The 16016-nt window shown below is 41.9% G+C and carries 10 protein-coding genes; 4 read left to right on the forward strand and 6 right to left on the reverse strand.

The window, feature by feature from the left end; translation table 11 throughout:
• Positions 1–311: 311 nt before the first annotated feature.
• The 6 genes from DW173_RS06440 to DW173_RS06465 all read right to left on the reverse strand — a co-directional run bounded on the left by DW173_RS06440 (position 312) and on the right by DW173_RS06465 (position 5584).
• The gene (locus DW173_RS06440; RefSeq protein ID WP_120144053.1) at positions 312–1151 is read right to left on the reverse strand and encodes a FecR family protein; all 840 of its coding nucleotides are present in this window, start codon (positions 1149–1151) and stop codon (positions 312–314) included.
• Positions 1152–1159: 8 nt separating this feature from the next.
• Positions 1160–1750 (reverse strand): RNA polymerase sigma factor, encoded by a 591-nt coding sequence (locus DW173_RS06445; RefSeq protein ID WP_004300948.1) that lies wholly within the window; start codon positions 1748–1750, stop codon positions 1160–1162.
• 77 nt (positions 1751–1827) lie between these two features.
• On the reverse strand, positions 1828–3402 hold the full coding sequence (locus DW173_RS06450; RefSeq protein ID WP_004321529.1) for a peptide chain release factor 3: 1575 nt from the start codon (positions 3400–3402) through the stop codon (positions 1828–1830).
• Between the two features lie 104 nt (positions 3403–3506).
• Entirely contained in the window at positions 3507–4373 is an 867-nt protein-coding gene (rfbD, locus tag DW173_RS06455) for a dTDP-4-dehydrorhamnose reductase (RefSeq protein WP_120144054.1), read from the reverse strand.
• The gene (locus DW173_RS06460) at positions 4374–4919 is read right to left on the reverse strand and encodes a DUF4924 family protein (RefSeq protein WP_008651846.1); all 546 of its coding nucleotides are present in this window, start codon (positions 4917–4919) and stop codon (positions 4374–4376) included.
• An 11-nt stretch (positions 4920–4930) separates the two neighbouring features.
• A complete protein-coding gene (locus DW173_RS06465) occupies positions 4931–5584 on the reverse strand; it encodes a LysE family translocator (protein ID WP_004314184.1) in 654 nt (217 codons plus the stop codon).
• 244 nt (positions 5585–5828) lie between these two features.
• On the opposite strand from DW173_RS06465, the gene DW173_RS06470 reads away from it, so the two are divergent.
• From DW173_RS06470 to DW173_RS06485, 4 genes are all read left to right on the forward strand, one after another.
• On the forward strand, positions 5829–7085 hold the full coding sequence (locus DW173_RS06470; RefSeq protein WP_120144056.1) for an LruC domain-containing protein: 1257 nt from the start codon (positions 5829–5831) through the stop codon (positions 7083–7085).
• Positions 7086–7397: 312 nt separating this feature from the next.
• A complete protein-coding gene (gene purL, locus DW173_RS06475; RefSeq protein WP_008025984.1) occupies positions 7398–11102 on the forward strand; it encodes a phosphoribosylformylglycinamidine synthase in 3705 nt (1234 codons plus the stop codon).
• A gap of 268 nt (positions 11103–11370) precedes the next feature.
• Entirely contained in the window at positions 11371–15375 is a 4005-nt protein-coding gene (locus tag DW173_RS06480) for a two-component regulator propeller domain-containing protein (RefSeq protein ID WP_120144057.1), read from the forward strand.
• The gene (locus DW173_RS06485) at positions 15372–15914 is read left to right on the forward strand and encodes a chromate transporter (protein WP_008025977.1); all 543 of its coding nucleotides are present in this window, start codon (positions 15372–15374) and stop codon (positions 15912–15914) included. Before DW173_RS06480 ends, DW173_RS06485 begins: the two co-directional genes overlap by 4 nt.
• The last annotated feature ends 102 nt before the right edge of the window (positions 15915–16016 follow it).

The following is a 16016-nucleotide window of genomic DNA, read 5'->3' on the forward strand; positions in this document are numbered from 1 at the left end:
AACATTGTTTGTTTTGGGTTAAATTTAAATTTTATAAAAAGCATCTATTGTTTGTTTTGAGTTTAGCTTGTAATTCTCTATAAAACATCTATTGTTTGTTCTGAATCCCGGCCTTATTTCTGCCGGATAATTTCTAATTTCTTCTACTACAACATTTAATCTTCTAATCAATTCTACCGTTTTCTTCAAATATCATTAAATAGCTCATCTATTAGAAAGAGAAGCATCTGTTGTTTTTTTACCAAGAAAAAATGAAGAAAATTTGAAGAAAAACAAAAAAGCCTCTTCTGGATAGTCAGAAGAGGCTTTTTTTATTGCAAAATAATTTCTTTCCCTCGAATTTGATAACTGATCCCACACGATCCAAAGACTTTTTCCAGTGTGGCGTTCAGGTCTTTCGTTAAGACCGTCCCGTTGTAGGTCAGCCCCTCGCATTTCTCATGTCCGACGACTGTTACTTCAAATATATGCTCAATATCTGCCACTACATTTATTAGCGGATCGTCTTCATACCCCAACACTTCGGGGAACTCCGATTCGTCCGCCTTTTTTTCTACTGGCACAATCTTGGTTTCATCGCAACGCACACTTTCACCGGCAAGCAATGTACGCTTACCTACGGCAGTCTCAACTTTCACGCTTCCTTCCTCACAGTTTACGAACATCTTCTTTCCCTGCTGATCGACCAAGAATTTAGTACCGAGTACCGTCACGTCGCCGGCTTCAGTGCTGACGGTGAATGTCTTGCCTTTGGTTACATTGAAAGAGGCTTTGCCCAACAATTGCAACTTACGCTCCCAAAGCCATGTGATATGATTGTAAGTCAGACGTGAGTTTTCCATCACCTGCACACTACTGCCATCGGGCAATTCATAATTCATTGCAGTGTTATCCGTCACCACCTTTTCCTCTGCCAGGAAGTAACTACCTACTCCCAAAAGAAGAACGACCGCAGCTGCCACTCCCCAAGAGAAGGAGAAGCTTTTTCCTACACTTTGTTTTCTTTTCCGGCTTAAGGTAATCTTATGGCTTTCTTCGCGCTGCAACTTTAATTTATCGCCTATTTCTTTCTTACGGGAAAATATTTCGCCCACTAGAGGAAGCTTACCTTCCTCCAGGTATTGTTCTAAAGATTCTGTCCACTTTTCCATATCTCACCTCAATTAAAAATCCACAAATTAGCTGCCACCAGTAACAAGAAAGATTTGCTCATGCGCTCCCGTAGACTGGATATAGCCATATGAGTAGTATTATAAACTGTACGCGAAGTGAGTCCCATCACCTGGGCTATTTCTTCCGGACTCATTTTCTTATAGTACTTAAGATACAATACCTCCCGCTGTTGCTTTGTCAAATTGTTCAGCTCTTTCTGCAAAACTTCCAGCTGTTCTTTTTCCAACTCTGAATGGATAATAGCAGTTTCAATATCGATCTCCAGATCAAACTGATATTCGTTTGTGCCTACTTCATCCAGTGATTTGAATGATCCACTATTCTCTTTTTTCAGTTCGTTCACTATCATGTGTCTCAACGAAACACACAAGTAAGCGGGTATGGATTGAGGCGCCGCGCAAGTTTCTCTTTTCTCAAAGATGTAAACAAACAACGACTGTATCGCCTCGGTCACCAGCGTATCATCACCGGCTATCTTCATGCCATATCCATACAGTAAATCTGCATATTGCTCATAAAGCTGCCGGAATGCCTCTTCATCCCCTTGCTGAATTTTATCCCAGGATAGTGTCTTCATTTCTCTTCACTCATTTATATGAGATATGTTTTTCCTTTTTTTACCTGATTTTTTAGTTAAAATCGTACGAATATGTTCTAAAACTCACTTGTAAAGTGGAATTTTATGTGTTTAAAGTCTATTTGAGCCATCTGAAGTACATAACTGGAGTCCGCCAAAAACACATCGCGTCCTTCTCTATCCTTTGCCATGTACTGGTATTTACGTTTCTTGAAGGCTTCCAGCTCCGCCGGATCATCGCTTTCTACCCAGCAGGCCTTATAAAGGCTTACCGGCTCCCAGCGACAGGATGCATTGTATTCATTCAACAAACGATACTGAATGACCTCGAACTGCAACTGTCCTACCGTACCAATAATCTTACGGCCATTGAATTGATTGACAAACAGCTGTGCCACACCTTCATCCATCAACTGGTCGATACCTTTTGCCAACTGTTTCTGTTTCATCGGATCGGCATTCTCGATATACTTGAACATTTCCGGCGAGAAGCTCGGCAATCCGCGGAAATGAAGCAGTTCACCCTCTGTCAATGTATCGCCAATCTTAAAGGTACCATTATCCGGCAGACCGATAATATCTCCTGCGTATGCTTCGTCAATCGTCGTTTTGCGCTGTGCCATAAACTGGGTAGGCGATGAAAAACGCACTGTTTTTCCATGACGGACGTGTGTATATGGAGCGTTGCGGACAAACTTACCGGAGCAAATCTTACAGAATGCCACACAAGAACGATGGTTAGGATCGATATTGGCAGTTATCTTAAAGATGAAGCCGGTGAATTTCGGTTCGTCAGGTTTCACTTCACGCTCTTCTGCCTGTACAGGACGAGGGCTGGGAGCTATCTCGACGAAACAGTTCAGCAACTCTTGCACACCGAAGTTGTTCAACGCCGATCCAAAGAATACAGGTGCACAGTCTCCTGCCAAATAGGATTCCGAATCAAATTCCGGATAAACACCCTCGATCAGTTCCAAATCGCCACGCAGTTTGTCTGCCAACGACTTACCAATCTGCTGATCCAGTTCTTCCGTATGAATATCGACTGCCACTTTCTCTGTTACCATCTGTTTGGATGGCTGATACAAGTCCAGTTTCTGTTCGTAGATATTGTATACTCCTTTGAAACGTGCTCCCTGCTCTATCGGCCAAGACAAGGGACGAACCTGAATCATCAGTTCTTCTTCGAGCTCATCGAGCAAATCGAACGGGTCTTTTCCTTCACGGTCCATTTTGTTGACGAAGATAATTACCGGAGTCTTTCTCATACGGCACACCTCCATCAGTTTACGCGTCTGTGTTTCCACACCCTTCGCACCGTCTACAACGATGATAACACTGTCTACAGCTGTCAGTGTGCGGTATGTATCTTCAGCAAAGTCCTGGTGACCGGGAGTATCGAGAATGTTAATCTTATAGTCCCGATAGTCGAATTCCATCACGGAAGTCGTTACCGAAATACCACGTTGTTTCTCGATTTCCATCCAGTCGGACGTAGCCGTCTTTTTAATCTTATTACTCTTTACTGCGCCAGCTACCTGTATCTGACCTCCGAAAAGCAATAGCTTTTCCGTCAATGATGTCTTACCGGCATCCGGATGCGCAATAATGGCGAACGTTCGCCGTCTCAAAATTTCTGTATTATCTGCCATATATTAATATGAATGAAGAATGAAGAATGATGAATGATGAATGATGAATGATGAATGATGAAAGAAGAATTGTTACGCTATCTATAAAGCCGCATCGAAATTCTTCATTCTTCATTTTTCATTCCTAATTTTATCAAGCATTGTTTGAGGCTCTCCTCCCAATGAGGAATCTCTATATCGAACGTTGTTTTTATTTTTGTTTTATCAAGCACGGAATATGCCGGGCGGTTTGCTTTCGCGGGATATTCGGCTGTATGCAAAGGTTTCACTTTGCAGGTGGTTATTCCTGCCAGACGATGAATAGCTACCGTGAAATCATACCAGGAACAAACTCCCTCATTGCTGAAATGGTAGATACCGCGAACAATACCTTTATTAATAATAGCATAGATGGCCCGTGCCAGGTCATTGGCATACGTCGGAGTCCCGATCTGGTCGAAAACAACTCCCAGGCTGTCACGCTCTTTTCCAAGACGAAGCATCGTCTTTACGAAATTATTGCCAAAAATAGAATAGAGCCATGCGGTACGGATAACGACTGCTTGCTCGCAGTGATTCATTACCTCCTTTTCTCCTTCCAGTTTAGTGGTGCCGTATACAGAATCCGGGCAAGGATTGCAGTCTTCCGTGTATGGAGTATGCGCAGTACCGTCAAATACATAGTCAGTAGATACTTGTATCATGGCAGCACCATTGGCTTGGGCCGCACTTGCCAGTTGTTTCGGTGCTTCACAATTCAATTTGTATGCTAATTCTTTATTATCTTCAGCTTTATCTACAGCTGTATAAGCAGCACAATTAACAACAAGCTCAATCTGCTTCTCTGCCATATAAGTCCACACAGCTTGCTTGTCACAGATATCGAGTTCCTGCACATCTGTGAAATAATACGTATGTTGCGGGTTCTCTTTCGCAAGCACCTGCATCTCATTGCCAAGCTGACCGTTGGCACCCGTTACTAAAATTCTCATTTATTCATCCAGTTTTAATTCACCTTTACGGTCTTTATCATAATAATTTGCCAACATAGAAAGGAAACTAGTGATAGCCTCCACTGCCTTGGCAGTTCCTTCGCTGATAGACTTCTTTTGAAGACGAAGCAGGAGTACTCCATACAACGCTTCAAAACAGGTTTCCAGTTCGGGTTCATCTTTCTTGCCGTTTTTATTCCGTAATTCTACGATAAACGGTAATGCCTTGAAATAAGCAGCACTGTAAAAAGGAAATTTAGGAGAAGAGGACAATGCGTTGTGCAACTCTGTCAGATTGATAATCACGTTCTTATTAATCTGCAGATGACCCTTTTCCCGTACTCCTTCCTCGCCCATCATCGTAATCAGGTTGGTATACCATTCTCGCATGGCAGGCCGCTGTTCTTCCGGATAGCGGGCAATTACATTTGCCTCCATCTCTTCCGGTTCACAATGATTGGCACGGATCAAGTCTTCCTCTTGCCACATATATATAAGGTATTCGGCAATATTCTTCTCTTTCAGTTGTTGTGCTATCTGATTCATTATGTTATCTCTTAATAAAGTGACTCTCCCAACAAAGTATAAATCAATCCGGCAACAGATACCAGCATTACGATACTTCCTACAACACGATTCAGTATCCAGATACCACGTAAATTGAATTTAGTGCGCACCTTATTCACAAAATAAGTGATACCCAACCACCAAGTCAATGCTCCTATAGCAATTGCAAGATATCCCGTGATCTCTTCAAACACCAGGACTCCCGGCTGCACAAAGGCAAAGCGGGCAAAAAGTCCGATAAACAGGAAGATTATCAAGGGGTTGGATAGAGTGACGAAAAAGGCGGTAATAAAATTATGGAAATAAGAGCCTTTGCTGGACGAAGCCGGACGAATGGATTGCACCGGATTGCTACGAAAGGTATATATACCAAAAAGGAGTAGCATGACACTCCCCAATAACTGCAAATAGAAAATATTCTTATTAATATAATCGAACACAAAACTCATTCCGTAGCCGGTGAGCAAAGCGTATGCTATATCGCTCAATGAGGCCCCCAGCCCCGTTACAAATCCGTACCAACGCCCTTTATTCAGAGTCCTCTGGATGCATAATACGCCCACCGGACCGAGGGGTGCGGACACAACAACGCCAATAATAAAGCCTTTCACTAATATATCGAATATTGTCTCTATCTGAATCATGTCGCAAATATCGCACTTTTTTTTGTAAAATCCGGTTATTATATTAACGTTTTCTTAAAAAAACCGCAGCCTGCCATTTCCATTTCCAATTATATATTTGCATTATTAGAATCAAAACACCTGCCAATTGTTAAATAACCGTTAAATATCCAATATTATTTTCAAATAATCAAGTAAAAATAGCGAATAGTCAAAATATACAAATATATTTGCAGTGCAAATGAAACAATAAACACTTTAAAATATGAGAACAAATTATCATTTCCTTTATTCAGCCCTATTTACGATGTTTATTTTCACATCGTGCGTAAATGACGACAAAAACTTGTCTGTTCCAACTCCAAAACAAACTTCAGAGTTAAATGTTCCTGATAATTTTGACTGGTCAAGTACTCAAGGAGTAGCTCTCTCTATTCAATCGCCTTCAGCAACCACTGCTTCTTTTTATTTAAACGAGACATGCAGTGACGATAGCCAATTTGCCGTATTACCTGTTCCATCAGGCAAAACGACTTTTAATTTCGATTTGCCTTATTCACAAAAAGCAATTTACGTGCAATATCCACAAGGAAATGGCAATAGAACAATTAAAAGCTCAATAAACGGAGCTGATACCAGAGCTGTAACATCCGATGATATCATATTCACCGAGCCCAATGTATCACAGGGTAATCTCTACAATATAAAAATCCCGGCATACGGTGGATATGGAACTATCATGTTTGAGGATACCTGGCCTGGCATCGGAGATTATGATTTTAATGATGTAGTGGTAAATTATAAGATGTCTTGTGAATTGGAAATTACAGGAGAGACAACAGATAACCCAACAGTTGATTTAAACATCAAAGTCTCTTTAAAAATTAGAGCATTGGGAGGAAGTTACCCTTACAACTTCGCTATGCAATTCGGAACATGGGGAGATAGAGGTCCTGCAATACCTTCAAGTGATATGACAGGGATAACTGACGTAAATTGTCCAAACACCAATATAAAGGTAGAAAAATTAGAAGTAGCACATCCTGCCGTCATGATCACAGGGCTTAATACATTGCGAAAAGCAAACTTCTATAATACAACCCAAAAGGAGGATGAAGGAGTTCAAATTGATTTCACAATCAAAATAAAAGGAGACTGGAATGTGCAACAGCAAAGATGTAGAGGAATGGGCGATCCTAAAGCTTTTGATTATTTTTTACGTCATCAAACAAGCGGACGTGAAATACACATGATGGGATTCGCTCCAACAACCCTATACAAAAACTATGATAAAGACGTTACTAATGGCGGCGATATATACTACCAAAACAAGCAAAACCTCGTATGGGGACTTAAAGTACCAAAAGCAATTGGATGGCCTGTCGAAAAACAAGACATAACTTCTGTATATACAAGTTTTGCAAATTGGGTAGAATCCGGAGGTACCCTTCTAGAACCGAATAACTATGATCCACTAATATGGTATAATGATATAAACAGTAAGCTCTGTATCCCAAACTAATCTTACATCAATCTATAATACAAACAGCCTGTCCGGAGACTACATCCGTGACAGGCTATTTTTATCTATTCATGCGAATATGCATTTCCATACTGATTTTATCACAACTGACATAAAAAGAAGCTCTTAAACAAACACAAGATTTTATAAGTGAACCCTAATAGTCACAATACACATATTTACAATTTTCATTCCTTTTTCTTTTCCGCCCAAACGAAATTGATTATCTTTGCGCCACAGAAAAAGAGAAGAGTTTCTCCTGCAGGAACTTCAATCGTAAAATCGTAAATCGTAAAATCGTAAATATACAACATGATTCTTTTTTTCAGAACCCCTTCCAAGAGCGTGATTGCCGTAGAGAGCAACCATCAGCTCACCCCTGACGAAAGTAATAAACTCTGCTGGCTTTTTGGCGAAGCCGTGATGGAAAGTGAAGAAAACCTGAAAGGCTGTTTCGTCGGCCCACGCCGCGAAATGATCACTCCCTGGAGTACAAACGCAGTAGAAATCACCCAAAACATGGGGCTCGAAGGCATCAGCCGCATCGAGGAATACTTCCCTGTTAAGGACGAAAACGCAGACTACGACCCGATGCTCCAACGCATGTACAAAGGACTCGACCAAAACGTATTCACGACAAACCGTCAGCCGGAACCGATCATCTACATCGAAGATCTCGAAGTGTACAACGAACAAGAAGGTCTGGCTCTTTCTAAAGAAGAAATGGACTATCTGAAGAAAGTAGAAAATGATCTCGGACGAAAACTGACTGACTCCGAAGTATTTGGTTTCGCACAGATCAACTCCGAACACTGCCGCCACAAAATTTTCGGCGGAACGTTCATCATCGACGGTGTAGAACAGGAGTCTTCTCTGTTCCAGATGATTAAAAAGACGACACAGGAAAATCCGAATAAAATCATCTCTGCTTATAAAGATAATGTAGCTTTTGCCGAAGGTCCGGTTGTTGAACAGTTTGCTCCGGCAGATCATTCAAAACCTGATTTCTTCCAGGTAAAGGACATCAAGAGTGTAATCTCACTGAAAGCGGAAACACATAATTTCCCTACTACTGTAGAACCGTTCAACGGTGCTTCTACCGGTACCGGTGGTGAAATCCGCGACCGTATGGGTGGTGGTAAAGGCTCATGGCCGATTGCAGGTACTGCTGTCTACATGACTTCTTATCCGCGCACCGATGAAGGACGTGAATGGGAAGAAATTCTTCCGGTACGCAAATGGTTGTACCAGACTCCGGAACAGATTCTTATCAAAGCATCCAACGGTGCTTCCGACTTCGGTAACAAGTTCGGTCAGCCGCTGATCTGCGGTTCAGTACTGACTTTCGAACATACAGAAAACAAAGAAGTTTATGGGTACGACAAAGTAATCATGCTTGCCGGCGGTGTGGGTTACGGTACACAACGTGACTGCCTGAAAGGCACACCTGAAGCAGGAAACAAAGTGGTGGTAATCGGTGGTGACAACTATCGTATCGGATTGGGTGGCGGTTCTGTATCTTCTGTAGATACCGGCCGTTACAGCAGTGGTATCGAGTTGAATGCCGTACAACGTGCTAATGCTGAAATGCAGAAACGTGCCAACAACGTAGTACGTGCTCTTTGTGAAGAAGAGGTGAATCCGGTGGTTTCTATCCACGACCACGGCTCTGCCGGACACGTAAACTGTCTGTCCGAACTAGTGGAAGAATGTGGTGGTTTAATCGATATGAGCAAATTACCTATCGGCGACAAGACTTTGTCGGCAAAAGAAATCATTGCCAACGAGAGCCAGGAACGTATGGGGCTATTGATTAAAGAAGAAGCCATCGAACATGTACGTAAGATTGCCGAACGCGAACGCGCTCCGATGTACGTAGTCGGTGAAACAACCGGCGATCATCGTTTCGCCTTCCAACAGGCTGACGGTGTACGTCCGTTTGATCTTGCCGTAGAGCAAATGTTCGGTTCTTCTCCCAAGACATATATGGTAGACAAAACCGTGGAACGTCATTACGAAATGCCGAAATACGAATTGTCTAAATTACATGAATATCTAACAAATGTATTGCAGCTTGAAGCTGTTGCCTGCAAAGACTGGTTGACAAATAAAGTAGACCGCTCGGTAACAGGTAAAGTGGCACGCCAGCAATGTCAGGGCGAACTTCAGTTGCCGTTGAGTGACTGCGGTGTCGTTGCACTTGACTACCGTGGCGAAAAAGGAATCGCTACTTCTATCGGACATGCTCCGCAAGCAGCATTGGCTGATCCGGCTGCCGGTTCTATCCTTTCCGTATCTGAAGCACTAACCAATCTTGTTTGGGCTCCGATGGCGGAAGGTATGGACAGTATTTCTCTGTCTGCCAACTGGATGTGGCCTTGCCGTTCTCAAGAAGGTGAAGATGCCCGTCTGTACACCGCTGTAAAAGCATTGAGCGACTTCTGCTGCGCACTGCAAATCAATGTGCCTACCGGAAAAGACTCTTTGTCTATGACACAAAAGTATCCGAACGGTGAAAAAGTGATTTCTCCGGGAACTGTGATTGTTTCTGCCGGCGGTGAAGTTTCCGATGTGAAGAAAGTAGTATCTCCAGTATTGGTTAACAATGAAAAGACTACACTTTATCATATTGACTTCAGTTTCGACGAACTGAAATTAGGTGGTTCGGCTTTCGCACAATCTCTGGGTAAAGTGGGTGACGAAGTACCTTGCGTACAGGATGCCGAATATTTCCGTGACGCTTTCCTTGCCGTACAGGAACTTGTAAATAAAGGATTGATCCTTGCAGGACACGATATATCTGCCGGTGGTTTAATCACTACATTGCTCGAAATGTGCTTCTCTAATGTAGAAGGCGGTATGGAAATCAGCCTCGACAAGATGAAGGAAGAGGATATCGTCAAGATTCTGTTCGCGGAAAACCCGGGTATCGTTATCCAGATCAACGACAAGCATAAAGATGAAGTGAAGAAGATTTTGGAAGACGCCGGCGTAGGCTATATAAAGTTGGGTAAACCGACTGACGAACGCCACATTTTGGTATCTAAAGATGGTGCTACTTACCAGTTTGGTATCGATTATATGCGTGACGTATGGTATTCTTCTTCTTACCTGCTCGACCGCAAACAATCTATGAACGGTTGCGCAAAAGCACGTTTCGAAAACTATAAGATGCAACCTGTTGAATTCGCTTTCATGCCGGAATTCAAAGGTAAGCTTTCTCAATACGGTATCACTCCGGACCGTCGTACCCCAAGCGGTATCCGTGCGGCTATCATCCGCGAGAAGGGTACAAACGGTGAGCGCGAAATGGCTTACTCACTCTATCTGGCAGGTTTCGACGTAAAAGACGTTACGATGACCGACCTCATCAGCGGACGCGAAACACTGGAAGACGTAAACATGATCGTTTACTGCGGTGGTTTCTCTAACTCCGATGTACTGGGTTCTGCTAAAGGATGGGCAGGCGCATTCTTGTTCAACCCGAAAGCTAAGGAAGCATTGGATAAATATTATGCACGCGAAGATACATTGTCATTAGGTGTCTGCAACGGTTGCCAGTTGATGATGGAACTCGACCTTATCAACCCGGAACTGAAGAAGAAAGGCAAGATGTTGCATAACAATTCGCACAAGTTCGAATCACGCTTCCTTGGTCTTACTATCCCGACTAACCGCAGTGTGATGTTCGGCTCTTTGAGCGGAAGCAAACTGGGTATCTGGGTAGCTCACGGAGAAGGAAAATTCTCTTTGCCGTATGACGAAGACAAATACAATGTAGTAGCGAAGTATAGCTATGATGAATATCCGGGCAACCCGAACGGTTCCGATTATTCTATCGCAGCACTGGCCAGCGCAGACGGACGCCACTTGGCTATCATGCCTCACTTGGAACGTTCCATCTTCCCATGGCAGAACGGTTGCTATCCGGCCGACCGCAAGAACAGCGATCAGGTTACTCCATGGATAGAAGCGTTTGTCAATGCCCGCAAGTGGGTGGAAGCGAAAATGAAATAAATCATTTCCATATTTTACAGAGGCTGGTACTTTAAATAGTGCCAGCCTCTTATTTTACGGAACTTTCCATTCTACCGGAAGACTTCTGATAGATACCAAAATACCGAAAACAAACAGTATATACAAATAGTTATAAAATAGTCTATTTTCTTCATTTTTGGAGCGCTGTTATCTTTCATCAAAATTTTGTAATATCAAAAAATCTTCTTAATTTTGTCAAACTTTCCCCCTCATAAAAGATTCAATAACCCTTAAAAGTCCTATTTGTATGAAAAAATGGCTTTTTCTAATCTTATTGTTTCCTCTAATTTGTGTCGCGCAGACGTATCGATATCTCGGAGTGGAGGATGGGTTAAGTAACCGGCGGGTTTACTGCATTCAAAAAGATAAAACCGGATACATGTGGTTCCTCACGCACGAAGGTATTGATCGATACAATGGAAAAGAGTTTAAACGATATAAGTTAATGGATGGTGACGCAGAAGTGAACTCTCTGTTAAATCTAAACTGGCTTTATATTGATCAGGAAGGAGTCTTATGGGAAATCGGGAAAAAAGGAAAAGTATTCCGGTATGACCAGATTCACGACTGCTTCAGTCTTGTATATAAATTACCGATGGAAAGTTTCAGCGAACAGCCGGACCCGGTCACTTATGCCTGGCTCGACCAGAACAAACACATCTGGCTATGCAATAAAGATACTATCTTTCTCTATAATACGGACACCAAACAAGTCACCCATATAAAGAATGATATAAGTGAAGAAATCACTGATATTGAACAAATAGACGAATCGCATTTCTTCATCGGTACGGAAATGGGGATTCATTATGCCCAATTAGAAAACAACGCATTGAAACTTATCAATTGCGATAAGTTGGAGAGCGTGAAAGCCCAAGTAAGCGATTTACACTTCGACAAAAAGATTCGGAAACTATTCATCGGCACTTTCTTGCGGGGAATTATGGTTTATGATATGAATACCAAATCCGTCATACGACCGGATTATAACCTGAAAGATATCAGTATCACACGGTTCAAGCCGCTAAATGACAAAGAGTTATTAATAGCTACCGATGGCGGAGGAGTACACAAAATAAATATGGATACTTATCAAATAGTACCCGAAATTGTGGCTGATTATAACAGTAATTGTGGCATGAACGGTAACAGTATCAATGACATTTTTGTGGATGATGAAGAACGGATATGGCTGGCTAATTATCCCATCGGAATCACGATACAAAACAACCGTTATACGAGCTACAAATGGATTAAGCACTCCATCGGTAACAAACAGTCTTTAATCAACGATCAAGTAAATGCCATTATTGAAGACAGAGAGGGAGATTTATGGTTTGCAACGAACAATGGCATCAGTTTTTTTAATTCAAAGACCGGACAATGGCGATCGGTGCTTAGTGCTTTTGAAGAGTCGCAAGGTAATAAAAGCCATATCTTTCTTACTATATGCGAAGTGGCTCCCGGAATTATCTGGGCAGGCGGGTACTCTTCCGGTGCTTACCAGATAGATAAGAAAACGTTCAGTGTCAGCTATTTCATGCCGCCTTTGTACACTCATACAAACAAGCGACCGGATAAATATATACGTGATATTCGTACAGATATGCAGGGTTATATCTGGTCGGGAGGATTCTACAACCTCAAGCGTATTAATCTGAAGACGCAGGAAGTACGGTTTTATGATGGATTAAATTCCATTACCGCCATCGTTGAGAAAGATGAAAAAAGTATGTGGATCGGTAGTGCCACCGGCCTATGTCTTTTAGATAAAGAATCCGGAAAATTCGAGCGCATAAAACTTCCGGTAGAGTCGAACTATATCTATTCCCTGTACCAAGCAAAAAACGGTTCATTGTATATAGGTACCAGCGGGTCGGGACTATTGATTTACGATATTAATAAAAAACTGTTCACTCATTACCACACGGAAAACTGTGCTTTGATATCCAATAATATCTATACCATATTATCGGATGCGGACAAAGATATAATCATGAGTACAGAAAGCGGATTGACAAGTTTTTATCCCAATGAGAAAAAATTCTATAACTGGACCAAAGATATGGGATTGATGACCACCCATTTCAATGCGCTATCAGGTACGTTACGGAAAAACAATAAATTCATTTTAGGCAGTTCTGACGGAGCAGTGGAATTTGACAAGGATATGAAATTGCCCAGAAGTTATTCTTCTAAAATGATTTTCAGCGATTTCAAGCTTTTTTATCAAACAATCTATCCGGGTGATGAGGATTCTCCGTTGAAAGCAAGCATCAATGATACAAAGGTACTAAAGTTAAAATACAATCAAAACATATTCTCTTTGCAGGTTTCTTCCATCAACTATGACTATCCTTCCAATATTCTTTACTCTTGGAGGCTAGAAGGTTTCTATGATAAATGGAGCAAACCCGGAACAGAGAACACGATTCGTTACACCAATCTTGCCCCGGGCAAATATACGCTAAGGGTACGTGCCATCTCCAATGAAGACAACCGCATCATGCTTGAAGAAAGAAGTATGGATATTATCATAGCCCAACCTTTCTGGCTGACATTCTGGGCCATGCTGGTTTATACAGCTATCCTTTGTCTCATTGCCATCGTCCTATTGCGTATACTGATTTTGAGGAAGCAACGCAAAGTCTCCGATGAGAAAATACATTTCTTTATCAATACAGCGCATGATATCCGTACCCCATTGACCCTTATCAAAGCACCTTTGGAAGAGCTACGCGAGAAAGAGGAGTTGAGCAAAGAAGGGATTTCGAACATGAATACGGCATTACGAAACGTAAATGCCCTGCTACGCCTGACGACCAATCTTATCAACTTTGAGAGAGCGGACGTATATTCTTCCGAATTATATATTTCAGAGCATGAACTAAACACGTTTATGAATGAAATATTCAATGCATTTCAGCAGTACGCCAACATCAAACATATCAACTTCACTTATGAAAGTAATTTCAGGTATATGAATGTATGGTTTGATAAAGAGAAAATGGAGTCTATTTTTAAGAACATCATTTCGAATGCATTGAAATATACTCCCGAAAATGGAAATGTACAGGTTTTCGTTTCTGAAACAACAGATTCATGGAGTGTGGAAGTCAGAGACACAGGAATCGGAATTCCGGCTAACGAACAAAAGAAGCTGTTCAAGCTCCATTTCCGCGGCAGCAATGCCATTAACTCCAAAGTAACAGGAAGTGGTATCGGTCTGATGCTTGTATGGAAGTTAGTCCGTTTGCACAAAGGAAAGATTAATCTGTCAAGTATCGAAAACCAGGGATCAGTTATCAAAATAACGTTCCCCAAAGACAGCAAGCGTTTCCGGAAAGCACATCTGGCAACTCCGAGCAAACAGCGTATAGAAATCGAAAACGTTCCGTCTTCATCGCCTGAAATCTACGAAAACGCACAGAAGAAAGAGAACATAAATCATCGTCGTATCTTAATTGTGGAAGATAATGATGAGTTGCGCAACTATCTGTCGCAAACGTTATCCGAGGAGTATTTCGTACAGGTTTGCTCCAATGGAAAAGAAGCATTGACGATTATTCCCGAGTACAAACCAGAGCTGGTTATTTCAGACATTATGATGCCTGAAATGCGGGGGGATGAATTATGCCAAGCTATCAAGAATAATATCGAAACCTCCCACATTCCTGTTATCCTGCTGACTGCTTTGAATAATGAGAAAGATATTCTCTCGGGACTTCAGATTGGTGCGGATGAATACGTTGTGAAGCCATTCAATATTGGTATATTGAAAGCTAATGTTGCCAATCTGCTGGCTAACCGTGCACTATTGCGCAGCAAATTCGCAAATTTAGATCTGAATGATGAGGAAAATGATGAAGACTGCATCAACTGTTCGCAAGACATTGACTGGAAATTCATAGCAAACGTCAAAAAGAACGTGGAAGATAACATTGACAATCCTGCTCTCACGGTAGATGTATTATGCAGCCTGATGGGAATGAGTCGCACAAGTTTTTACAATAAATTAAGGGCATTAACCGATCAGGCACCGGGAGATTATATCCGGCTGATTCGTCTGAAACGTGCCGTACAATTACTAAAAGAAGACACACATAGCATAACAGAAATTGCAGAAATGACGGGATTCAGTGACGCCAAGTACTTCCGCGAAGTGTTTAAGAAGCATTTTAATGTGAGCCCCAGTCAGTATGGCAAAGAGAAAAAAACAGCTAGTAAGGAAGGAGGAGAAAAGAAAGAATGAACATTTATTTCGAAGCATTTGGAATCTTTTTTAAAATAGGCGCCTTTACCATTGGAGGAGGGTATGCAATGGTGCCACTGATTGAAAATGAAATTGTCACCAAGCGAAAATGGATTGCGCAGGAAGATTTTATAGACCTGTTGGCTATCTCACAATCCGCTCCGGGAATTCTGGCAGTCAATATTTCTATCTTCATAGGATATAAATTGCGTGGCATCCGGGGAAGTATTATCACAGCATTGGGTACTGTTTTACCGTCTTTCATTATTATATTAGCTATCGCCCTGTTCTTTCATAGTTTCCAAGACAATCCGATAGTGGAACGTATTTTTAAAGGAATCCGCCCGGCAGTGGTGGCACTCATCGCGGCACCAACCTTTACCATGGGACGATCTGCTAAAATCAACCGCTACAATCTGTGGATTCCTGTTGCCTCGGCATTATTAATCTGGCTGTTGGGCTTCTCCCCTATCTGGATTATCATTGCTGCCGGTGTAGGAGGATTCCTGTGGGGAAAACTTAGAAAAGTCAAGAGCTAAGAAAGGAGAGTTGAGAAGGAACGGATTAACGCTGTTGTTTTACAGATTCATAATTCTAAAAACCGTGAAATCCGTGTAATCCGTGCCTAAAATTATTATATA

Origin of the sequence: Bacteroides sp. AM16-13 (assembly GCF_003602705.1) — a bacterium.
GTDB classification, from domain to species: Bacteria; Bacteroidota; Bacteroidia; order Bacteroidales; family Bacteroidaceae; genus Bacteroides; species Bacteroides xylanisolvens.